Genomic DNA, 22005 nt, shown 5'->3' with positions numbered 1-22005 from the left:
GTCAGGCCAGCTCCACCAGCACGGGCGCGTGGTCGGAGGCGCCCTTGCCCTTGCGCTCCTCGCGGTCGATCGACGCGCCCGTCACCCGCGCGGCGAGGGCGGGGGAGCAGAGCGCGAAGTCGATCCGCATGCCCTGCCGCTTGGGGAAGCGCAGTTGCGTGTAGTCCCAGTAGGTGTAGACGCCCGGTCCGGGCGTGTGTGGGCGGACGACGTCCACGAAGCCGGTCTCGAGGAAAGCGGCGAAGGCCGCGCGCTCCGGCTCGGACACGTGCGTGAGCTCGTTCTGCACGAAGTAGTCGATGTCCCAGACGTCGTCGTCCTCCGGGGCGATGTTCCAGTCGCCCAGGAGCGCGACCTGCGCGTCCGGGTCCTCCCGCAGCCAGTCGGCGGCCTGCCGGTTGAGGGTGTCGAGCCAGGAGAGCTTGTAGGGCATGTGCTCGTCGTCGCGGGCGCGCCCATTGGGGACGTAGAGGCTCCAGACGCGCACGCCGCCGCAGGTCGCCGCCAGGGCGCGCGGCTCCTGGATCGGGTCCTTGCCGCCCTTGCCGAAGGCGGGCTGGTCCGGGAAGGTCCGCTGGACGTCGTCGAGCCCCACGCGGGAGGCGATGGCGACGCCGTTCCACTGATTGACGCCGAAGTGGGCGACCTCGTAGCCGTTCATCTCGAACAGCTCCCAGGGGAAGTTCTCGTCCTTGCACTTGGTCTCCTGGATGGCCAGGACGTCGACGTCGGTGCGGCGGAGCCAGTCCTCGACCCGGTCGGCGCGGGCGCGGAGCGAGTTCACATTCCAAGTAGCGATCAGCACGGCACCAACCTATCAACTGGCGATGGACGGCGCGGGTCTGGACGGGACCGCGATGCCGACTGCAACACAGAGCCCTCGATTTTGCCGGTGTGCCGCACGCCATAGACTGGGGACTCCACGGGAGCCCGGCCACGGGCTGAGAGGGCGTTCGGCGCCGACCGTAAGAACCTGATCCGGTTGAGACCGGCGTAGGGAGGACTTCTCATGAACGTGCACGCGCCATCGCCCGGTGCCGACGCGGTGCGCACCCTCGTGATCGGCGGCGGCATCGTCGGCCTGTCGATCGCCTGGGAGCTCGGACGCCGTGGCCACCCCGTCACGCTCGTCGACCCGGACCCCGCCGGCGGCGCGACGTTCGCCGCCGCCGGGATGCTCGCCCCGGTCAGCGAGTTCCACTACCAGGAACAGGAACTGCTCGGCCTGACGTTCGCGTCCGCCGCGGCCTATCCCGCCTTCGCCCGCGACCTCGCCGAGGCCAGCGGCACCGACCCCGGCTACCGAACGCGCCCGACCCTGGTCGTCGGCCTGGACTCCGCGGATCGCACGGCGCTCGCCGACCTCGCCGCCGCTCAGCGCGCGCACGGCCTCGAGGTGGAGGACCTCGGCACCCGCGAGGCACGACGGCGGGAGCCACTCCTCAGCCCGGCGGTCTCCAGCGCCCAGGCAGCGCCCGGCGACCACCAGGTCGACCCCCGCGCGATGGCGGCGTCGCTGCAGGCGGCGCTGGCCGCACTGCCCCAGGCCCGCACGGTGGCGGCGACCGCCGTCGCACTCCTGCACGACGATCCGGCGGACCCGGAGGGCGTCACGGGCGCCGCACTGGACACGGGCCAGCGGCTCGAGGCCCAGGAGACGGTGCTCGCCTGCGGCCTCGGAGCGGCGGCCGTCGAGGGACTGCCGACCGGGCTCGAGCTCCGGTTGCGGCCGGTGCACGGGGACATCCTGCGGCTGCGCGCCCCGGAGCGTCTGCGCCCGCTGGTGCAGCACACCGTCCGCGGACTCGTCCACGGCCGGCCGGTCTACCTGGTCCCGCGCGAGGACGGCACCGTGGTCCTGGGGGCGACGCAGCGCGAGAACTCCGAGCCCGGGCCCCAGGCCGGCGGGGTCTACGAGTTGCTGCGCGACGCGCAGGCGATCGTCCCCGCGGTGGCCGAGCTGGAGCTGCTGGAGGTCACCAGCCGGGCCCGGCCCGGCACGCCCGACAACGCGCCGTTGCTCGGCCGCTGCCGCGGCGCGGACGGCGTGGATGTGCCGGGCCTCGTGATCGCCACCGGCTTCTTCCGGCACGGCGTCCTGCTCTCCCCGGCCGCGGCCCACGTCTGCGCCGACCTGATCGGAGGGGGCAGGGTGGACCTCACGCCGTTCCGCCCCGACCGCTTCTCCCGACCGGCGACGCCGCCAGCCCGACTCACCCCCGCAAGGAGCACCCCATGAAGGTCCGCATCAACGGCCGCCCAGCGGTCCTCGACGACGGCGCGACGTTGCGCGACGCCGTCGCCCTCACCATCGGCCGCGAGCTCGACGACGCCGGCAACCCCCGCGACGGGCGCCGGCTCGGTGTCGCCGTAGCGGTCGACGCCGACGTGGTCCCGCGCAGCAACTGGGGCCGCACCGCCGTCGTCGATGGCACCGACATCGAGATCCTGACCGCCGTCCAGGGAGGCTGACCATGCACACCGCAACAGAGGGAACTGCCCCGACCGGACTGTCTGTAGCTACAGACAGTGCGCCCGGGTTCGCCGCGCACACCGCACCCGTCGATCCGCTAGTGATCGACGGCGTCGCACTCGGCTCGCGCCTCATCATGGGCACGGGAGGCGCTCCCAGTCTCGACGGGCTCGGTGCGGCGCTGCAGGCGTCCGGCACGGAACTGACCACCGTGGCCATGCGCCGCTACAGCCCCGAGACCGGCAGCTCCCTGTTCGAGCTGCTGGAGGATCTCGGCATCCGCGTGCTGCCCAACACGGCCGGCTGCTTCACGGCGCGCGACGCGGTCCTGACGGCGGAGCTCGCGCGCGAGGCGCTCGGGACGGACTGGGTGAAGCTCGAGGTCATCGCCGACGAGGAGACCCTGCTGCCGGACGCGGTGGAGCTGCTCGATGCCACCGAGCAGCTGGTCCGCCGCGGGTTCAAGGTCTTCGCCTACACCAACGACGACCCGGTGCTGGCGCTGCGGCTCGAGCAGGTCGGCGCGGCTGCGGTCATGCCGCTGGGCGCGCCGATCGGCACCGGGCTCGGCGTGCTCAACCCGCACAACATCGAGCTGATCGTCTCCCGCGCGTCGGTGCCGGTGGTGCTCGACGCCGGCATCGGCACGGCCTCGGACGCCGCCCTGGCCATGGAGCTGGGGTGCGACGCCGTGCTCCTCGCCACCGCGGTCACCCGCGCGCAGGACCCCGTCCGGATGGCCGCGGCCTTCCGGCACGCGGTGGCCGCGGGTCGGCTGGCCCGCGGCGCAGGCCGGATCCCCAAGCGCGAGCACGCTCAGGCGTCCTCGCCCATGGCGGGCCTGGCGGGGGCGGCCGGCTGACGGCCGAGCCCGACGTCGCTCCTCAACCGGTCCTGCAGCCGGTCTTGGTCGCCGAGCGTCCGGCTCCCGCCGGCGTCGGTTCAGTCGACGGTCAGCGCCACCAATCGTCGAGGATGGTGACCGGCACGGTGCGCTTGTGCCGGGTGGCCAGGTAGCGCTGCTCGATCTTCTCGGCCTCGTCGGCCGGGACCTCGCGCCCCTCGAGGTAGTCGTCGATGTGGTCGTAGCTGATGCCCAGCTCGTCCTCGTCGGCGCGGCCGGGCTGATCGTCCAGCAGGTCGGCCGTGGGGACCTTGGCCCACAGCTTCTCCGGGGCGCCCAGATGCCGGGTGAGCTGGCGGACCTGCCGCTTGTCCAGGCCGAAGAGCGGCAGGACGTCCGCCCCGCCGTCGCCGTACTTCGTGAAGAAGCCGGTGATGGACTCGGCGCCCTGGTCGGTGCCCAGGACCAGGAGGCCGCGCTCGCCGGCCAGGGCGTACTGCGCCACCATGCGGATGCGGGCCTTGATGTTGCCGCGGTTGAAGTCGCTGATCTCCCGGCCCGTCGTCGTGCGGAACTCGTCCTGCAGGCCGTCCACGCCGGGCTTGATGTTGTAGGTCCACGTGGTGGCGGGCTGGATGAACTCGAGCGCCAGCTGCGCGTCGTCCTCGTCGGCCTGCACCCCGTGCGGGAGGCGGACGGCCACGAAGTCTGATTCGTGTCCCTCGGCCCGCAGCTCCTCGACCGCGAGCTGCGCCAGCCGCCCCGCGAGCGTGGAGTCCACGCCGCCGGAGATGCCGAGCACGAAGCCCTTGGTCCCGGTGGCGAGCTGGTAGTCCTTCAGGAACCGGACCCGGCGGGCCACCTCCTCCGCCGGATCGATCTCCGGCTTGACGCCCATTTCCTCGATGATCCTCGCCTGCAACTCACGCATGGCGCCAGCATACCGGCGGGCGGGTCGGTGCTGGCTAGACGTCACCAAAACAAAACCTCAGATTCACGCGGAAACACTTGACCCGTCGATCTCAGTTGCTTGGATGGGGAGGGAAGCATCGCGCGGCCCCGCGTGTTGTAAAGAAGGTAAGCGGCCACACCGGCCACTGAGCGATCCTTGAAGGATTGACTGCACATGACCACTCGACGGTCGGCACACATCCCCGAACACCCTCGTCCCGAGCACTTCCTGCTCCACATCAGCGACACCCACCTCACGGCGGAGGAGGTGGCACTCGGGGGGACCATCGACGCGGAGGCGAGGCTCCAGTTGGTCTTCGCGGATCTGGCGGCCTCGGGGTGCCGTCCGGAGGCGCTGATCTTCACCGGCGACCTGGCCGACAAGGGCGCGCCGGAGGCCTACGCCAAGCTGCGCGCCATCGTCGAGCCGGCGGCGGAGCGCATGGGCGCCAGCGTCATCTGGGCCATGGGCAATCACGACGACCGCGCCGCGCTCCGGCAGGGCCTCCTGGACGAGGAGCCGAGCTTCGCACCGGTCGACGCCGTCCACTGGCTCGGCGGGCTGCGCGTCATCGTGCTGGACACCACGGTCCCCGGGGTGCACCACGGCGAGGTGGCACCGGAGCAGCTGGACTGGCTCGCCGCGGAGCTGTCCTCGCCCGCGCCGGAGGGGACCATCCTCGCGCTGCACCATCCGCCGGTCCCGTCGGTTCAGCCGCTCGCGATCCTCGTGGAGCTCCGCGGTCAGGCGGCGCTTGCGGAGGTACTCCAGGGCACCGACGTGCGCGCCATCCTGGGTGGACATCTCCACTACTCCACCAGCGCCACCTTCGCCGGAATCCCCGTCTCCGTCGCGTCGGCCACCTGCTACACGCAGGACCTCGCGGCCGCCGTCGACCCCGCGACCGGCATCCGCGGCACGCGCGGCCGTGACTCCGCCCAGGCCTACAACCTCGTCCACGTCTTCCCGGAGACCGTCGTCCACTCGGTCGTCCCGGCGGCCGGCGGGGAGAGCTTCGGCGACGTGCTGACGCCGACCGAGGTCCAGGAGCGCCTGCAGCAGCACGGCATCGAGTACGACGGCGGTGCGGAGGCGACGAGCGTCGGTCGCCGTGCGTTAGACCGGGCCTCGGAGCAACACGCGAGCGCCTGAGTGCCTGAGTGCCGAGCCCTGACACGGCGAGCGCATGTATGGCTCGACGTGTCAGGTGAGGGGGTCGTGACGCGTCCCCGTCGATGATTGGAACGCATATTCGAACAAGTATGGACCGTAGCGAACAGTTCTTCTAAACTGGGACTATGGCAGTTTCGGATCCGCTCGCGCTGGGCATCGGGGAGTTCGTCGTCACCGTCGGCGACGGTGCCGCGGCAGTGCCCGCGGATTCCGGTGCGTCGGAGGGCGCGCGCACCGCCGCCCACGCCGGGGTTCCCATGCCGGAGCATCCCGGCGGTCCTGCGTGTCTGGATCCTACCGATTCATCGGCCATGGCTCCTGGCGCGGCCGCGTCAGCGGGGGAGCGGGGTCCGCTCGCGGGCGCCGAGGCGGTGGCCGCGTTGGCGGGCCGGTTCGCGCCGGAGCAGCTGTTGGCGTTCTCGGAGTCGCTAAAGCGGTTCGGCGAGGCCGTGATGCTCCGGGCGATCGCGGATCTGTCCGAGTTGGGCCGTTCATCGGAGGGGATGGCGGCCTCGCTGGGCAAGGGCAGGCTCGTGGAGCGAGCCCCGGACGAGGCCTTGGCACAAGAGATTGCGCAGGTCCGTGGCGTCTCCCGGTACGGGGCGGCCCGGGACGTGGAGCGGGCCCGTCTGCTGTGCAGGGATCTGCCCGAGCCGTTCGAGGCCCTCGCCGCGGGCCGTCTCGGTGCCCTGCACGCCCGAAACATGGTGGATCTGGCGTCCCGGATCCCGGCGGCCGAGGTCCCGGCGGCGCCCTCGAGGGACCCGGCCGCCCTCGAGGAGCGGGCCCGGCAGGTGGCCGAGGCCGATCGGGTCCAGCGGCAGCGGCGCCAGGCCTTCTGCACGGACGTGCTCGAGCGGTCCACGGGCAAGACGCCGGGGCAGGTCGAGGGCTTCGGGAAGCGGCGCCTGGAGCGTGAGCTCGGCGAACCGTTCGCGGCCCGGCACAGCAGCGCCCGCAAGGGCCGGCGTGTCGAGCTCTACGCCGAGGACGACGGCATGTGCTATCTCTCCGCCTACCTGCCGACCCTCGCCGGAGAGGCGATCATGCGCCGGATCGAGGACTACGCCCGCCTCCACCGCCAGGACCACACGCCGGGACCCGACACCCCGGACCCAGCTGCCTCGGTCACAGCTGCGTCGGGCCCGGACGCCGAGGGCTCCGGCGCGGCCGGGGCGTCCTCGTCGGCCAGTGCCGCATCGGGGGCGAGTGACGCATCGGAGGCCAGCGAGGCCACTGAGGAGCCGGAGCAGCGGACGCTATCGCAGCTGATGGCGGACGCATTCGTGGACCTGCTCCTGGCGGGGCCCGCCGGATCCGGGCTGGAGAACATCGTCCCGTCCGTCGTCGTAACGGTCCCGGCCGGGCTCTTTCCCACTCTCGGCACCGACGGAAGCACGGATGGCAGCAGGGGTGTGGGCAGCGGCGCAGCCGCGGCAACCGCCGATCCTGACACCGCCGAAGGGGCGGCCCCGCCCGAAGGGTCGCCGGCCTCGGCGCCGGCGGCGGCCCCGCCGCCTCCGGCTCCCGCGTCGGATCGAGAAGCCGCCGCGGATCGGGCTCCCGCTGCCGATTCGCCGACCGCTACGGATCCTCCCGGCCCGGGTGGGCGGCCCGTGCCGGTCGCGGAGGTCGAGCGGCTCGGCCCGGTAGATCCAGACTCGCTGCGGAGGATCATCGGAGCAGCGCCGACGTGGACGCGGATCGTGACCGATCCGTGGACCGGGGCGATCCGGGCCTTCGACCCGGAGGCCTACCGGCCCCCAGCCGCCCTCCGCCGCGCCCTGGCCCTGCGGGACCGCACCTGCCGAGTCCCCGGCTGCGGGCGCCGGGCCACCGCCTGCGAACCGGACCACATCCTCGAGTGGCAGCACGGCGGCACGACCCGCATGGAGAACCTCGTCTCCCTCTGCAAGCGCTGCCACCGGCTGAAGTCCTGGGGCCTGATCACCTGCGAGATGACGCCCTCCGGCACCCTGACCGTCACCACCCACCTCGGCACCGCCACGACCACCTACCCCGACGCCGCCTGGGCCACCAACGGACCTACCCCGACCGAACCCGCCCAACTCGACGGGGCGGTCGAAGCAGCCGAAGCGGTCGAGGATCAGGCCCCAGCACGCCAGACCCCAGCACGCCAGGCCCCGGTGCGCTCCCTAGTCGGGACCCACGCTGGCGCCGGAACCGTCGCGGAGGCCGCGCGCACCGGGGACGCCGGACCCACAGCAGTCCCGAGCACGCCGGCTCGCGCCGACGCCGGATCCACCGCCGAGGTCGCCGCTACGCCGCCTCGGACCGGCACTGCTCCCGCCACGCGGTTCCCGGTCCCTGCCAGGATCGCCGCTTGGGTCAAGGCCTCGCCGCGCCCCTGGACCCCCGACCATCAGCGCACGCCAGACCCGGCCAATCTCGACGACCTCGGAATCGACTGGGACGCCAGCGACCTGATCATCGAGCCGGGCACCGGCACCCCGCTGCCCCTCTGGGCACCCGCCGGCAGCACCGCGATCTTCGAGGCCATCGAGACCGCCAATAACCGGACCGACCTCGCAGGACTGAGCGAGGAGGGCCACCTCGAGCACCTCACCGCCGCCCTCATGCGCGACCTCGTCAACTACCTCGAACCCGCACCCTTCTGACCGGGGGTCTCGCGTCCAACGTCAGTCGAGACCGCAATTCGGGGGAACCGCACACGGGAGGCAGCCGGCTGCAGATCACGGAGACAAGCGCGGAGCTCCGGGGAGACTCTAGGACTCAGGCGTCCGTCGGCTTCTCCCACGGCGCGGGGATGGGGAAGTACTTCTCGAGGAAGTCCGTCACCACTTCCTGCCGCTCCTTGGCCGGTACCTCGGGGAAGGAGCCGTCGTTCAGGCAGAAGAAGTCCTGATTGCGCTTCCGCACTAGCTTGGCGAGCTTGTCCAGACCGGAGTACATGGTGGTGTCGATGTACTTCACCTTGGCGCCGGTCTGCGTGACCGCCCGGCCGGTGAGCAGCGCGTAGTAGTGGTACAGCGAGTTGGTGACCGAGATGTTGTCCTTCGCCCGGAACCGGCTGGCCGCCGTGGACGCGAACTCGGCCGAGAAGACCTCCTCCATCTCGAAGAGGATGCTGCGACGCAGCGGCGCGGCCGTGTGCTCCAGGTGGCGCGTCGTGATGCGCCCGAACCGGTCCTTCAGGAGGCGGCGGTTCACGCGGGCCGCGTTCTCGAAGCCGGAACGGTCGATGTGATTGCTGCCCAGGCCGATCCGGGTCTCCGCCTCGATGAACTTGGTGACGCCGCCGGGGGAGAAGAACATGTCCGGACCCAGCGGCCGGCCGAAGAACATGTCGTCGTTGGAGTACAGGAAGTGCTCCGAGAGCCCCTCGATGTGCTGCAGCTGGGACTCGATGGCCTGCGAGTTGAATGTCGGCAGGACGGTCGGGTCGCGGAAGTGGTCCTCCGCGCGGACGATCGTGATCTTCGGGTGCTCGGCGTCCAGCCACTCCGGGACCGGCGAGTCCGTGCAGAGGTAGATGTGGCGGATCCAGGGCGCGAACATGTGCAACGACCGGAGCGCATACTTCAGTTCGTTGATCTGGCGGAAGCGCGCCTCGGCGTCGTCCCCCTCGCCGACGACGACGTTCTCCTGGAAGGAGGCGCGGTACCGCTGGAACTCGGGATCGTTGCCGTCGACCCACGAGAACACCATGTCGACCGAGAAGTCGATGTCGGTCGCGTGGTCCGCGAACATGTTCTCGATCGTCGGCCACATGCGGCCGAACCGCTGCACGGTGCCGCGCACGGCCTCGTCCGCCGGGATGGTCCGGCGGGTCAGCGAGTTCTCGACGGGAAGCTTGATGGTGCCGTCGTCGTCCCACTTCCAGAGCTCGATCTGGACACCCGTGCCGCGGCCGTAGGCGAGGCCGCCGTCGGGGTCCACGCGCGGCCGGTACAGCCGGAACATGCGCGCCTTGCTGCTCGCGCTGAGCTGGCCGTCCGCCACCAGCAAGGCGGAGGCGCCGCCGGCGTCGACCGCCAGGGAGTAGAACGGCTCGTCCCGGCAGGCGTTGACGAGGGTGGCGCGCAGGCGCTTGCGGTCCTGCCACTTGGCGGCGATGACGGGGCGGGCGTCGTTGCCGCGCACCAGCAGATAGTCGATCCCCGCCTCGTCGAGAGCATCGCGGATGAAGAGCAGATCGTTCACCATCGCCTCATGCGGCGTGACGCTCTTGTTGATCAGGGCATAGCGGCCCTTGTGGCGGATGACATCGTCACGATGGCTGAACCGTGCGCGGGCCTCCGCGCTGGTGATCTCCTGGAATTCACTGGTCGTCGTCTCCGGTTCGGGGGACGCGTAGTAGATCTCCGGTGTGACTGCCTCGAGGCCCGTGTTCTGTTCTGCCACCTAGTTGTCTCCTTCTGCCGTGGAATCGTTCCAGCCCAGATTGACCGCCATCCGGTGCAGGGTCCGCACCGTCGTGACGTAGTCCTCGCGGGGGATGCCCGCGCCGGACGACTCGCGCATCCCTGCGACCGTCTCGTCCAGCTTCTCCCAGCCGAGGCGCCCCTGGTCCGTGAGGATGAGCGAGCCGGCCTCGTCCGTCACCCACCCCGAGTCCACGAGCTCGGCGAGGTGCTCTGCGATGGTGTCCGGTTCGTCGTCGGGCGTCGGCGCCAGGAAGGGGGCCAGCCGGTGGGAGAGCTGCCGCAGCGTCGCCGGCTCCTGGGCCAGCGAGTTCAGTAGCTGCCACTGCAGACGGGTGATCCCGTGCTCATCCAACGAGACGGCGAACTGCTCGTTGATGAGCGAGTCGACCAGCTTGAGCCAGTAGCCCAGGGGCTTGCGTTCATCATGAGGTTCCATATCCCCAGCCTAGACCCGGGACAGCGCGGGGCAAGGGGCGAGCTACTAGAATCGTCGTCATGACTTCCCACGCCGACGCCCGCGCCCGCCTGCTCGAACTCATCAAAGAACTGGCCGTGGTCCGCGGCAAGGTAACCCTGTCCTCCGGCAAGGAGGCGGACTACTACATCGACCTCCGCCGGGTGACCCTGCACCACGAGGCCTCGCGCCTGGTCGGCGAGGTCATGCTCCAGCTCCTGGACGACGCCGGCGTGGAGTTCGAGACCGCCGGCGGACTCACCATGGGCGCCGACCCCGTCGGCACCGCGCTCATGCACGCGGCCGCGGCTCAGGACCGCGCGGTCGACGCCTTCGTGGTGCGCAAGGCGCAGAAGTCCTACGGCATGGGCCGCCAGGTCGAGGGTCCCGGCGTGGAAGGGCGCGACGTCGTGGTCCTCGAGGACACCTCCACGACCGGCGGTTCCGCGCTGACCGCCGTCGAGGGTGTGCGCAACGCCGGCGGCAACGTGAAGGCCGTTGCCGTGATCGTGGACCGCGACACCGGGGCCAAGGAGCGCATCGAGGCCGAGGCCGGCGTGCCGTACCTGTTCGCCTTCGGCCTCGACGAGCTCGGTCTCTGACGCCAGCGTCCCCATGGAGCCCTCGGTGCGGATCCGTGCGTTCACGGACGACGACGTCGAGCTCCTCGCCGGCCTCGCACGCGACCCGCGGGTCGTGCGGTACGTCGGCGACGGGCGGCCCTGGCCCGACCACCGCGTCGCCGAGCGTGCCCGGCAGGCGCTGAACCCGGGCGCCTGGGGCGAGCCCGGACGGGAACGCTGGGGCATCGTCTGGTGCGACGGCCTCCCCGACCCCGCGGCAGCAGACTCGTCCACCCGCAAGGCCGGCGAGGCACGCGAGGAGCCGCAGCCCGAACGGATCGGACTCTGCGTCGCGAAGTTCGGGGCAGCGTACTCCAGGACGACCCCCAGGAGCGGGCTGGCCGGACCGTCCGAGCGGGGCACCGCGGTGGGCCCCGGCCGCGGGAGCGGGGACGCCACGGTCGAGGACGCGATCGAGATCGGATACTGGCTGGACCCCGACTATTGGGGCCGCCGCCTGGCGCGCCCCATGGTCGCGGCCGTCGTCGACTGGGTCGAGGCGGGCCTGCAGCGGGCCGGTCTCCCGCCGGCTGACCTGGTGGCACGGATCCAGCCGTCCAACCAGGCCAGTGCCGCCACCGTGCGGAGGCTGGGGTTCGAGCCCGTCCTGCGCGCCGAGGGGCCCTACGGGGTGGACGTGTTCGTCCGCTCCGCCGCCGCACCGGTTCGTGCCCGGGGCGCCGAAACGGCCCCGTTGTCCTGACCTCGCACCCCGCCCGGACGCCTCGTCCTGCGCGGTGTCTCCGGCCCCGCAGTCGCCGGGGCGACGGCGAGGACCACCAGGACGAGGCTGATGCAGAGCAGTCCCGCCCATCCGAGGGGTGCGAGCTCCTCGCCGACCACCACCACGGCCAGAAGGGTCGCGACCGCCGGCTCGGTCAGGGTGACGGTGGTGGCGGTGCTGGGCGCGACCCGGGTCAGCCCGAAGCCGAACAGCAGGTAGCCGAGGAACATCGGCACCAGGGCCATGTAGGCCGCCACCAGGACGGAACCGCCGGTGGCGAGGATCGGTGCACCCGTCAACAGCAGCACCGGCATCAGCAGGGCGCCTCCCGCGCCGAAGACCGCCCCCATCGACGCGGCGCGTCCGATGCCCCGGTCCATCAACCGGTGCACGGCCCATGAATAGGCGGCGTAGGCGAGTCCGGCGACGAGGCCGAGGAGGATGCCCGCCAGGGTCCGAGCCGTTGACTCGGCGGCCGAGCCGAGCGGCGCGTCGATCCGGGAGGCGCACAGCAGCACGCTGCCGACGACCCCCAGGGCCGCGGCGACGGCCCACCAGCGGCTCAACGGCCGACGGTCCAGGAAGAGCTCGAGCAGGCCCGAGGCCAGGGGAGCGGACGCGAGAGAGACGACCGATCCGATGGCCACGCCGGCCAGATGCATCGAGCTGTAGAACGCCAAGGGGTAGACGGCCACGGCCACCGCGCCGAGGACCACGGTCCGCCGCTGCCGCACGAGGAGCGACTGCGCGGCGCGCAGGGCGGGCAGGGCGATGGCCGCCTGGAGCAGGCCTCCGACGCCGAGCGCGGCCGCGCCGATGGCGAGTGGTCCGACGGCGGGCGCGAAGGTCGCCGCCGTGCCCGTCGTTCCCCAGAGCAGCGACGTGACGGTGATGGCGGCGAGTCCCGCCAGGCGTCCGTTGTTCATCCGATCGCCCAGTGTACGAGGGGCGGCGCGTCCCCCGCTCGACCGCGTCCTTGTGGGCGACGGGACCCGGACCTAGTGTTCAGCGCATGTTCGGTATCGAAGCCTTCGCCCTCGGCCTGGTCGTGTACGTCGTCGTCGCGGCGGTCCTGATCGCCGTGGCCGCGTGGATCCTCCACGCCGTCCTGCGCTCCGCCATCCGCAAGGCCCTGATCGACGTCAACGAGCACGAGCGGCGGATCGCCCGCGGCGGCTAGAGCCACTTGTTGTGGCGGAAGACCGCCCAGAGCCCCACGGCGACGGCCGCCATCAGCCCGAGCGCCCCGTAGTAGCCGAACCGCCAGTCCAGCTCGGGCATGTACTCGAAGTTCATCCCGTAGATCGCGCCGACGAGGCTGGGTGCGAAGATGATGGCCGCCCAGGCCGAGATCTTCTTCATCTGCTCGTTCTGCTCCACGCCCGCCTGCGCCGCGGCCTGCGAGCTGAGCGTCGAGGAGAGTGAGAGCGCGTTCGTCAGCAGGCTGCGCATGGTCACGATCCGCTCGTACAGTCGGTCGACGTGGTCCTGGACGTCCGCGAGGTAGCGGTCCAACTCGAGCGGTGCGGCGCCGTCGTCGTCCGAGCCGGCGGCGATCCGGCCGCGCAGCCCGTCGACCACGCCCGTGAGCGGGGAGACGGCCTTCTGGAACTCGGAGACCTCCCGGTACAACTCGTAGATCCTGCGCGAGACGCCGAAATTGCCGCCGAACAGATCGACCTCGATCTCCTCGATGTCGTTCTCGAGCCCGTCGGCCACGGGCTCGTACTCGTCGACCACGTGGTCGAGGATCGCGTACTGGATCGCCACCGTCCCCATGGCGAGCAGGTGCGGGTTGTCCTCCATGCGACGCCGGACGCCGGTCAGGTCGGGCGCCTCGGCGCGCCGGACGGTGATGACGAAGTCCGGGCCGGTGTAGACGTGCAGCTCGCCGAACTCGACCTTCTCGACGTCGTCGAGGTAGCGCGCCGGCCGCAGCACGAGCAGCGTGTGGTCGCCGTACGAGTCCATCTTGGCCCGTTGATGCGCTTCGAGGGTGTCCTCGACCGCGAGCTCGTGCAACCCGAACTCCCGGGCGGCCGCCCCGATCTCCTCGACCGTCGGCCGGTACATGCCCAGCCAGCAGGTCCCCTGGTGCTCCCGCAGGTGCTCCACCGTGGAGTCGAAGTCCTCGGGCGAGGCGATGCGCTCGCCCCTGACGTAGATGGCGCTGTCGACGATCGGCATGGTTCCAGCCTAGGACCCGGACGCCGAGCGGACGCGCGGCCATGCCGGAAGCGGCCGTCCGCGGCGGCTACCCGCCGCGGGTCGCCGAGTGCCGGACCCATGCCGCCGGGTCGTCGAACACCGGCTGGATGGCCCGGAGTCCGGCGCCGCGGAGCGACGGCTCGGCGAGCCCCGCCGCCGTCTCGACCCGGAGATCCCCGGCCTCGGCGGCGAGCGCGCGGGCCTCCAGCTCGGCCGCCACGAACGGGGTGATCTCCGCGGCGAGCTCCCGGAAGTAGCCGCCGAGCACCACCAGCGGCAGATCCACGATGTTCAGGACCTGGGAGAGCGCCAGGCCGAGCCGCGTCCCGACGCGCTCCGCGACGTCGTGCCGCTCGGCCCCGGCGAGCGACTCGAAGAAGTCGGCGATCCCGCCGGCATGCCCGGACTCGCGGGCCAGGGCCCAGTGGCTCGCGTAGGCCTCCAGGCAGCCGCGCCGCCCGCAGCGGCACTCCGGTCCCTCGGCATCCAGGCACAGGTGGCCGATCTCGCCGGCCCAGCCGTGCCGGCCCCGCAGGACCTCGCCGCCGCTGACCACGGCGCCGCCGATGCCCGTCTCCCCGTAGACCAGGACGAAGTCGCGCGCGCCCTCGCGGCTGCGCGCCACGACCTCGGTCTCCGCGGCGAGCCGCGCATCGTTCTCCAGCGTCACGTCGATCCCGGCAAGCCCGGGCGCGGCTCGCAGCAGGTCGCCCAGCGCCGCGTCGTCCCACCCAAGGTTCGGCGCCGAGCGCACCCGCTGCCCGTCCGGGCTCAGACGCCCGGGGACGGACACGACCAGCCCGGCGACGGCGTCGTGCGGGTGCGCCGTGAGCAGCTCGCGGGTCAGGTCGGAGAGGAGGACGACGGCGTCGCGCGGCGTCGGCGGGTGCGTCACCGGCACCGAGGCCGTCGCCACGACCTGACGGCGCAGGTCGACGAGGTCGACCGCGACGTGGTCGGCGCTCACGAGCGCGCCGAGGCCCACGACGGACGCCGCCGCCAGTGCGACCGGCGTGCCCGGGCGGCCGCCTGCGCCGGTCCGCGCCGGCGTGTTCTCGGTGAGCAGGCCGGCGGAGAGGAGGTCCTCGACGAGACGCGAGACGGTCGGCTTGGTCAGGGACGTCGCCTGCGCGAGTTCCGCCCGGGAGAGCGGCGTCTCCGCCGCGGCGAGGACGCCGAGGAGGGTCGCGAGGTTGTGCTCGCGAACATTGGCCAGTTGCACGGGCGGGCCCTCCTTCGGGCGGTTCCAATCGGTCGGCGCGGACGGTCCGGGGTCGGAGCCGCTCGGTGCCACGGGCCCTCCGGCATCGGGTATTGCGTTGAGGGCCTCGGATGATCATACTAAGTAATTATTCATAACTATCCACGCTCGGAAGGGCTCGCCATGTCTGTCCCCACCCCTACGCCTGATCACAAGTTCGCCTTCGGGCTCTGGACCACGGGCTGGGAGGCGCGCGACCAGTTCGGCCTCGCCACTCGCCCGGCGATCGACCCGGTCGACTCCCTGCACCACCTCAAGGAGCTCGGCGCCTGGGGCTTCACGTTCCACGACAACGACGTGATCCCGTTCGGCGCCTCGGCCTCGGAGCGCGACGCGATCCTGTCCCGCCTCAAGGGCGCCATCGACGAGACCGGCCTGGTCGTCGAGATGGTCACCACGGACACCTTCGCGCACCCGATCTTCAAGGACGGGGCGTTCACCTCCAACGACCGCGGCGTGCGCCGCTACGGCCTGCGCAAGGTCCTGGAGAATGTGGACCTGGCCGCGGAGCTCGGCGCCAAGACCTTCGTCATGTGGGGCGGCCGCGAGGGCTCCGAGTACGACTCGTCGAAGGACCTGCTGGTCGCCCACGAGCGCTACGCCGAGGGCATCGACACGGTCGCCGGCTACATCAAGTCCAAGGGCTACGACCTGCGCATCGGCCTGGAGCCGAAGCCGAACGAGCCGCGCGGCAACATCTTCCTGCCGACCATCGGCCACGCCCTCGCCTTCATCGAGCGGCTGGAGCACGGCGACATCGTCGGCGTGAACCCGGAGACCGGCCACGAGCAGATGGCCACCCTGAACTACAACCACGGCCTCGCGCAGGCGCTGTGGTCCGGCAAGCTGTTCCACATCGACCTCAACGGCCAGCACGGCCCGATGTACGACCAGGACCTGGTGTTCGGCCACGGCGACCTGATCAACGCGTTCTTCACCGTGGACCTGCTGGAGAACGGCTTCCCGTCCAAGCCGGGTGCCTTCGAGGGGGCCCGCCACTTCGACTTCAAGCCGTCCCGCACCGAGTACACCAAGGGCCAGTGGGACTCCGCGGCGGCGAACATGGAGATGTACCTGATGCTCGCCGAGCGGGCCAAGGCCTTCCGCGCCGACCCGGAGGTGCAGGAGGCCCTGGAGGCGGCCGGCGTCAACGAGCTGGCGCAGCCGACCATCGCGCCCGGCGAGTCGCTCGAGGACCTGCTCGCCGACCGCTCCGCCTACGAGGAGTTCGACGTCCAGCGCGCCGCCGACCGCAACTACGGATTCGTCCGCCTCCACCAGCTGGCCATGCGCCACCTGCTGGGCTTCGGAAAGGACTGACCCATGGGCCGCACGCTCGTCGCCGGGATCGACTCCTCAACTCAGTCCACCAAGGTCCTGCTGGTCGACGCCGAGACCGGCGAGGTCGTCGACCAGGGGCGGGCGCCGCACCCCGACGGCACCGAGGTGGACCCCCGGGCCTGGATCGACGCGCTCGAGTCCGCCGGGGCGGGCCTGCTCGAACGCGCCTCCGCCGTCGCCGTCGGCGGCCAGCAGCACGGAATGGTCGCGCTGGACGAGCACGACGACGTGGTGCGGGACGCGCTGCTGTGGAACGACACCCGCTCGGCCCGGGCCGCGGAGGAACTCATCACCGAGCTCGGCGGCCCGGCCGCCGCGGCCGAGGCGACCGGCAGCGTCCTGGTCCCCTCCATCACGTCCACCAAGCTGCGCTGGGTGCGGGACCACGAGCCGGGCCACGCCGCGCGCATCAAGCGCGTGCTCCTGCCGCACGACTACCTGACCTGGCATCTCAACGCGGACAAGGGCCGCTTCACCACGGACCGCAGCGACGCCTCGGGCACCGGCTACTTCTCCACGGTGAAGAACGCCTGGGTCCCGGAACTCGCCGAGCAGGCGCTGGGGCACGCGATCGAGCTCCCGGAGGTCGCGGCGCCCGACGCCGTCGTGGGGGAGACCGCCTGGGGTGCGAGCATCGCGCCGGGCGCGGGCGACAATGCCGCCGCGGCCCTCGGACTGGGGCTCGGTCCCGGGGACGTCTCCCTCTCGATCGGCACCTCCGGCGTCGCCGCCATGGTCTCGCCCGTCCCGACCACGGACGCCAGCGGCCTGGTCAGCGGCTTCGCGGACGCGACCGGCCGGTTCCTCCCCCTGGCCTGCACGCTGAATGCGGCCCGGATCCTCGACTTCGGTGCCCGGATGCTCGGCGTGGACCACGGCCGGCTGGCCGAACTGGCGCTCGAGTCAGTACCCGGCGCGCACGGGACCACGCTGCTGCCGTACCTGGACGGTGAGCGGACCCCGAACCGCCCCGCCGCGACCGGGACCCTGACCGGCATCACGTCCGCCACCACGCAGGCCGACATCGCTCGGGCCTGCGTCGAGGGGCTGCTCTGCTCGCTCGCCGACGCGGTCGAGCACCTCGAGGCGACGACCGGAACGAGTGCCGAACGCATCTTCCTCATCGGCGGCGGCGCCAAGTCCAGGGCCGTGCGCGAGCTGGCCCCGGCGATCCTGGGGCGCGACGTCGTGGTCCCGGCCGAACGCGAGTACGTGGCCCTGGGTGCCGCACGCCAGGCTGCCTGGGTCCTCACCGGGGAGCAGCCCGCCTGGGAGGTCCAGGGCGCGGAGGTCCACACGGCCGAGCCCACCCCCCAGGTCATGGAGCAGTACCGGCGCCTGCGCGAGGCCACCGAGAGCTGGTAGGCCCCGGCCGGCCCGGCGTGCTCCGGTCTCAGTCGCTCTCGCCGGCGAGGTCGCGCAGCTGGCCGACCAGGCCTGTGGCGCGCTCGAGGTCGACCGCCAGCCGCTGGCGCTTCGCGGCGATCTCCCCGGTGAAGGCCCGCAGCCGCTCGCGGGCGGCGGCGTCGTCCGGGTCCGCGCGCACCGCGTCGATCGTGTCGAGGATCCCGCGCATCTCCTCCAGGCTGAACCCCAGCGGCTTCAAGGTGCGGATCGCGAGCATCCGCCGCAGATCCTCGTCCGTGTAGACGCGGTAGCCGCCCTCGGTGCGCGACGCCGGGAGCAGTCCGACGTCGTCGTAGTGGCGGATGGTGCGCAGGGACAGGCCCACGGCCTCGGCGAGCTCGCCAATCTGCATGTCTCTCCTCGGTCGTGTTCACTGGTTGCGTCGGTCACAGTCCTTCAACCCTTACGTAACGTTAGGGTAGTCTGGATCGTGCCTGCCGGCGGCACCCCGGTGCCCGAAGCCCCCGACGCAGGCTCCATTCTACGAACCGACTCCCACGAACCTCCCCTGCCTCGTCGCGGCCGGCCGTCCTCCGGCGGCCGCCGAGCGCAGGGCGGAAAGGCCGGCATGTCCACCACCTCCGCGCCCGCGGCCCCGACCCCGGAGCAGCGCCAGTCGACCCTGCGCACGCTCCGCTCGCCCCGCCTGCTGAAGACCGAGGTCCTGGCCGGCCTCGTCGTCGCACTGGCCCTGATCCCGGAGGCGATCGCGTTCTCGATCATCGCCGGCGTCGACCCGCGCCTCGGCCTCTTCGCCTCCTTCACGATGGCCGTCACCATCGCCGTCGTCGGCGGCCGCCCCGCCATGATCTCCGCCGCGACCGGCGCCATCGCCCTCGTCATCGCGCCCCTGGTCGCCAGTCACGGCATCGATCACTTCATCGCGGCCGTCATCCTCGCGGGCGTCCTCCAGGTGGTGCTCGCCCTCGTCGGCGTCGCCAAGCTCATGCGCTTCATCCCGCGCTCCGTCATGGTGGGCTTCGTCAACGCGCTGGCCATCCTCATCTTCATGTCGCAGGTCCCGGAGCTGCTGGGCGTCCCGTGGCTCGTCTACCCGCTGACGGCGCTCGGCCTGCTGATCGTCTTCGGCCTGCCGCGCCTCACGCGCGTGGTGCCCGCGCCGCTGGTCGCGATCGTCCTGCTGACGGTCATCACCGTCACCGCCTCCCTCACCGTGCCCACCGTCGGCGACAAGGGCGACCTGCCCGAGTCGCTGCCGTCCCTGTTCCTCCCGGACGTCCCCTTCACCCTCGAGACCCTCCAGATCATCTTCCCGTTCTCGCTGGCCATGGCGTTCGTCGGCCTGCTCGAGTCCCTCATGACCGCCAAGCTCGTGGACGACATCACGGACACCCACTCCAACAAGACGCGCGAGTCGTGGGGCCAGGGCGTCGCCAACCTCGTCACCGGGTTCTTCGGCGGCATGGGCGGCTGCGCGATGATCGGCCAGACCATGATCAATGTGAAGGCCTCCGGGGCCCGCACCCGCATCTCCACGTTCCTCGCCGGCGTCTTCCTGCTCATCCTCGTGGTGGCCCTGGGCGACGTGGTGGCGATCATCCCCATGGCCGCCCTAGTCGCCGTCATGATCTTCGTGTCCATCGCGACGTTCGACTGGCACTCCATCCAGCCCGCCACGCTGCGCCGCATGCCCAAGTCTGAGACCGCCGTCATGCTCGTGACCGTGGTCGCGACCGTCTGGACCCACAACCTGGCCATCGGCGTCGCGGCCGGCGTGCTGACGGCCATGGTGCTCTTCGCCCGGCGGGTGGCGCACTTCGTCACCGTGGAGCGGTCCGTCGCCGGCGAGGGGGACGACGCCGTGGCGACCTACGTGGTGGACGGGGAGCTGTTCTTCGCCTCCTCCAACGACCTCTACTACCAGTTCCAGTACGCGCTGGACCCGGACCGCGTGGTCATCGACATGCACGCATCCCACCTCTGGGACGCGTCGACCATCGCCGCTCTGGACAGCATCCAGGAGAAGTACGCCAAGTACGGCAAGACCGCCGAGGTCGTGGGCCTCAACCAGGCCAGCTCGGAGATGCACGAGCGCCTGGCCGGCAAGCTCGCCGGTGGCCACTGAGCCGCCGCCGGACGGGCCGCTGAGCCCGCTGCTGCACCCGCCGCTGAGCTGCCCCCGGGTGGCCCCCGGACCGGCCCTCCACGCCGCGCGGGCCCGGGTGTAGCCTGCTGGCATGAGCGCAGCACACGACTGGGAGTCCGTCTGGCCCGTCCTCGAGGCCGAGCGTCCGGAGGAGGCGGTCCTGCTGAGCGCCGACCCGCTGGACGTCGAGGCGATCGATGCACTGCCGGACGAGTACGCGTTGTTCGAGGCGCCGCTGGACGAGTACGACGTCGTCGAGCTGACGCACTTCGACCAGCCCGTGGCGCGCGGTCGGGTGGCGTACGGGGACGGCTTCGCCGTCCTGGCGCCCGTGCTCCCGGCGCAGGACGACGGCGAGGTGGCCACCGCGCACGTGGCCGCGATCGTGGCCCGGCTGGCCGAGAACGCGCACGGCGAGGGAGCCGAGGTGCTCTACGCGCTCGTGGGCGGCGAGGACGACGCCGCCACGTACGCGGAGATCGGCTTCGGCCCCGCCGAGTAGGGAGGCCGAGTAGGGAGGCCGAGCACCCGCCGGGACGCCGAGCAGGGACGGAAGGAGGAGCGCACCCCCTGCGGGTGCGCTCCTCCTCGTCGCTCGGGCGGTGCCGTCGGGCCCGGCCGGGTCAGCGCTTGTTCGAGTCGTCCTCGTAGACGTCCGGGATGCCGTCGGCGTTGGCGTCGACGGAGGCCTCCTCCTCGATCCGCTTGTAGTGGCGGTTGCGGACCCCGAGGATCGCGGCCGCCAGGAGGGCCGCCAGGATGGAGGCCGAGAGGATGGCGACCTTGGCGTGGTCGTTGTGCTCGCTCTCGATGCCGAAGCTGAGCTCGGCGACCAGCAGGGAGACGGTGAAGCCGATGCCGGCCAGCAGTCCCACGCCGAACAGGTCGATCCACCGGATGGAGGCGTCCAGCTGCGCGCGGGTGAACTTGGCCATGCACCACGTGGTCAGCAGGATGCCGATCGGCTTGCCGAGCACGAGTCCGGCGACCACGCCGATGGTGACCGGGTCCGTGAGGGCCGAGGCGAAGCCCTCGGCGCCACCGATGGCCACGCCCGCGGAGAAGAAGGCGAAGATCGGCACCGCGACGCCGCTGGAGAGCGGGCGGAGGTGGTGCTCCAGGTCCTCGGCCAGGCCGTGCTTGGCGCCCTTCGCCTGGCCCTCCTTGCTGATGATCACCGGCACCACGAAGCCGAGCACCACGCCCGCGATCGTCGCGTGGATGCCGGAGGCGTGCAGGAACGCCCAGGCCACCAGGCCGAGCGGCAGCAGGATCACCCAGGGCGCCCAGTGGCGCGTCCCGAAGAAGTGCCGGAACTTCTGCGTGAGCACCGCGTAGACCAGCACCGGCAGCACGAAGAGCGCCAGCGGCAGGAAGTTGATCTCGTCCGTGTAGAACACGGCGATGATGAGGATGGCGATGAGGTCGTCCACCACGGCCAGCGTCAGCAGGAAGATGCGCAGCGGCGAGGGCAGGTGCGACCCGATGATCGCCAGCACCGCCACCGCGAACGCGATGTCCGTGGCGGTGGGGATCGCCCAGCCGTGCAGCGCGGTCGGGCTGCCCATGTTGATCAGGGCGTAGATGCCGGCCGGGATGACCACGCCGCCGACGGCCGCCATGACGGGGACCATCGCCTTGCTCGGCGTGCGGAGGTCGCCGGCGACGATCTCCTTCTTCAGCTCCAGGCCGACGAGGAAGAAGAAGATGGCGAGCAGGCCGTCCGAGGCCCAGTGGCCGAGGCTGAGGTCCAGATGCCAGGACTCCGGTCCGACGGCGAAGTGGAAGTCGCGCAGCGCGAAGTAGGCGTCCGCCGCGGGAGTGTTCGCCCAGATGATGGCGATGGCGGCGGCGGCGACGAGCATCATGCCGCCGACGGTCTCCTTGCGGAGGATCTCGCCGATGCGCCGGGACTCGGAGTAGGAGCCCCAGCCGATCAGGGGGCGGGTCTGCTCCTGGGGCGCGGCCCCCGGGGGGCCGTCAGTGGTCTCGGGACCTGGCTTGTTGGCCATATAAACGTCAATCCTTC

At 71.6% G+C, this 22005-nt stretch carries 21 protein-coding genes and 1 riboswitch; of the genes, 12 read left to right on the top strand and 9 right to left on the bottom strand.

All coding sequences use genetic code 11. From position 1 onward, the window contains the following. Window position 1: 1 nt before the first annotated feature. Window positions 2-805: an exodeoxyribonuclease III gene (locus RIN46_RS02120; protein ID WP_309081372.1), complete on the bottom strand. Its 804-nt coding sequence runs from the start codon at window positions 803-805 to the stop codon at window positions 2-4. 107 nt (window positions 806-912) lie between these two features. Further along, window positions 913-1017: riboswitch (TPP riboswitch) on the top strand. Between RIN46_RS02120 and thiO the strand changes: the two genes are divergently transcribed. From thiO to RIN46_RS02105, 3 genes are all read left to right on the top strand, one after another. Then, the gene (thiO, locus tag RIN46_RS02115; RefSeq protein ID WP_309081373.1) at window positions 1010-2239 is read left to right on the top strand and encodes a glycine oxidase ThiO; all 1230 of its coding nucleotides are present in this window, start codon (window positions 1010-1012) and stop codon (window positions 2237-2239) included. It overlaps the preceding riboswitch by 8 nt. Then, window positions 2236-2472, top strand: a complete 237-nt coding sequence (gene thiS / locus RIN46_RS02110; RefSeq protein ID WP_309081374.1) for a sulfur carrier protein ThiS — start codon at window positions 2236-2238, stop codon at window positions 2470-2472. Before thiO ends, thiS begins: the two co-directional genes overlap by 4 nt. Before the next feature lie 2 nt (window positions 2473-2474). After that, window positions 2475-3335 (top strand): thiazole synthase, encoded by an 861-nt coding sequence (locus tag RIN46_RS02105; protein ID WP_309081375.1) that lies wholly within the window; start codon window positions 2475-2477, stop codon window positions 3333-3335. A gap of 91 nt (window positions 3336-3426) precedes the next feature. Here the strand turns inward: RIN46_RS02105 and nadE are convergent, their stop codons facing one another. Then, window positions 3427-4248, bottom strand: a complete 822-nt coding sequence (nadE, locus tag RIN46_RS02100) for an ammonia-dependent NAD(+) synthetase (RefSeq protein ID WP_309081376.1) — start codon at window positions 4246-4248, stop codon at window positions 3427-3429. A gap of 195 nt (window positions 4249-4443) precedes the next feature. Here nadE and RIN46_RS02095 point away from each other — a divergent pair, with 195 nt between their 5' ends. Next, window positions 4444-5421 (top strand): phosphodiesterase, encoded by a 978-nt coding sequence (locus RIN46_RS02095; RefSeq protein ID WP_309081377.1) that lies wholly within the window; start codon window positions 4444-4446, stop codon window positions 5419-5421. A 146-nt stretch (window positions 5422-5567) separates the two neighbouring features. Further along, window positions 5568-8081, top strand: coding sequence for a DUF222 domain-containing protein (locus RIN46_RS02090; protein ID WP_309081378.1), 2514 nt, complete (start codon window positions 5568-5570; stop codon window positions 8079-8081). Window positions 8082-8196: 115 nt separating this feature from the next. Here the strand turns inward: RIN46_RS02090 and RIN46_RS02085 are convergent, their stop codons facing one another. Continuing rightward, window positions 8197-9828: a stealth family protein gene (locus tag RIN46_RS02085; protein ID WP_309081379.1), complete on the bottom strand. Its 1632-nt coding sequence runs from the start codon at window positions 9826-9828 to the stop codon at window positions 8197-8199. After that, the gene (locus tag RIN46_RS02080; RefSeq protein ID WP_309081380.1) at window positions 9829-10287 is read right to left on the bottom strand and encodes a MarR family winged helix-turn-helix transcriptional regulator; all 459 of its coding nucleotides are present in this window, start codon (window positions 10285-10287) and stop codon (window positions 9829-9831) included. It lies immediately after the preceding gene. A 59-nt stretch (window positions 10288-10346) separates the two neighbouring features. Between RIN46_RS02080 and pyrE the strand changes: the two genes are divergently transcribed. After that, complete coding sequence (gene pyrE, locus RIN46_RS02075) at window positions 10347-10907, top strand: orotate phosphoribosyltransferase (RefSeq protein WP_309081381.1); 561 nt, start codon at window positions 10347-10349, stop codon at window positions 10905-10907. 25 nt (window positions 10908-10932) lie between these two features. Further along, entirely contained in the window at window positions 10933-11631 is a 699-nt protein-coding gene (locus RIN46_RS02070; RefSeq protein WP_309081382.1) for a GNAT family N-acetyltransferase, read from the top strand. Here RIN46_RS02070 and RIN46_RS02065 read toward each other — a convergent pair. Next, on the bottom strand, window positions 11553-12578 hold the full coding sequence (locus tag RIN46_RS02065) for an EamA family transporter (RefSeq protein ID WP_309081383.1): 1026 nt from the start codon (window positions 12576-12578) through the stop codon (window positions 11553-11555). The genes RIN46_RS02070 and RIN46_RS02065 overlap by 79 nt on opposite strands. An 86-nt stretch (window positions 12579-12664) precedes the next feature. Between RIN46_RS02065 and RIN46_RS02060 the strand changes: the two genes are divergently transcribed. Continuing rightward, window positions 12665-12832, top strand: a complete 168-nt coding sequence (locus tag RIN46_RS02060) for a hypothetical protein (RefSeq protein ID WP_309081384.1) — start codon at window positions 12665-12667, stop codon at window positions 12830-12832. Here the strand turns inward: RIN46_RS02060 and RIN46_RS02055 are convergent. Together RIN46_RS02055 and RIN46_RS02050 are read right to left on the bottom strand one after the other, a co-directional pair. Further along, window positions 12829-13839 carry a magnesium and cobalt transport protein CorA gene (locus RIN46_RS02055; RefSeq protein ID WP_309081385.1) on the bottom strand — a complete coding sequence of 337 codons (1011 nt, stop codon included), beginning with the start codon at window positions 13837-13839 and terminating at the stop codon, window positions 12829-12831. The genes RIN46_RS02060 and RIN46_RS02055 overlap by 4 nt on opposite strands. Window positions 13840-13906: 67 nt before the next feature. After that, the gene (locus tag RIN46_RS02050) at window positions 13907-15082 is read right to left on the bottom strand and encodes an ROK family transcriptional regulator (RefSeq protein ID WP_309081386.1); all 1176 of its coding nucleotides are present in this window, start codon (window positions 15080-15082) and stop codon (window positions 13907-13909) included. 162 nt (window positions 15083-15244) lie between these two features. Here RIN46_RS02050 and xylA point away from each other — a divergent pair, with 162 nt between their 5' ends. Both xylA and xylB read left to right on the top strand, forming a co-directional pair. Further along, window positions 15245-16441, top strand: coding sequence for a xylose isomerase (gene xylA / locus RIN46_RS02045; protein ID WP_309081387.1), 1197 nt, complete (start codon window positions 15245-15247; stop codon window positions 16439-16441). Between the two features lie 3 nt (window positions 16442-16444). Next, complete coding sequence (gene xylB, locus RIN46_RS02040) at window positions 16445-17827, top strand: xylulokinase (RefSeq protein ID WP_309081388.1); 1383 nt, start codon at window positions 16445-16447, stop codon at window positions 17825-17827. A 28-nt stretch (window positions 17828-17855) separates the two neighbouring features. On the opposite strand, the gene RIN46_RS02035 is transcribed toward xylB, so the two are convergent. Next, a complete protein-coding gene (locus tag RIN46_RS02035; protein ID WP_309081389.1) occupies window positions 17856-18221 on the bottom strand; it encodes a MerR family transcriptional regulator in 366 nt (121 codons plus the stop codon). Between the two features lie 216 nt (window positions 18222-18437). On the opposite strand from RIN46_RS02035, the gene RIN46_RS02030 reads away from it, so the two are divergent. Together RIN46_RS02030 and RIN46_RS02025 are read left to right on the top strand one after the other, a co-directional pair. Continuing rightward, window positions 18438-19955, top strand: coding sequence for a SulP family inorganic anion transporter (locus RIN46_RS02030; RefSeq protein ID WP_309081390.1), 1518 nt, complete (start codon window positions 18438-18440; stop codon window positions 19953-19955). Window positions 19956-20067: 112 nt separating this feature from the next. After that, window positions 20068-20478 (top strand): hypothetical protein, encoded by a 411-nt coding sequence (locus tag RIN46_RS02025; protein WP_309081391.1) that lies wholly within the window; start codon window positions 20068-20070, stop codon window positions 20476-20478. A gap of 121 nt (window positions 20479-20599) precedes the next feature. Here RIN46_RS02025 and nhaA read toward each other — a convergent pair whose 3' ends face one another. Then, a complete protein-coding gene (gene nhaA / locus RIN46_RS02020; RefSeq protein WP_309081392.1) occupies window positions 20600-21988 on the bottom strand; it encodes a Na+/H+ antiporter NhaA in 1389 nt (462 codons plus the stop codon). Window positions 21989-22005 lie beyond the last annotated feature (17 nt).

Origin of the sequence: Zhihengliuella sp. (genome assembly GCF_031178195.1) — a bacterium.
Taxonomy (GTDB): Bacteria; Actinomycetota; Actinomycetes; order Actinomycetales; family Micrococcaceae; genus Zhihengliuella.
The sequence above is the reverse complement of the archived record's forward strand: the minus strand, read 5'-3'. Positions and strand labels throughout refer to the sequence as shown.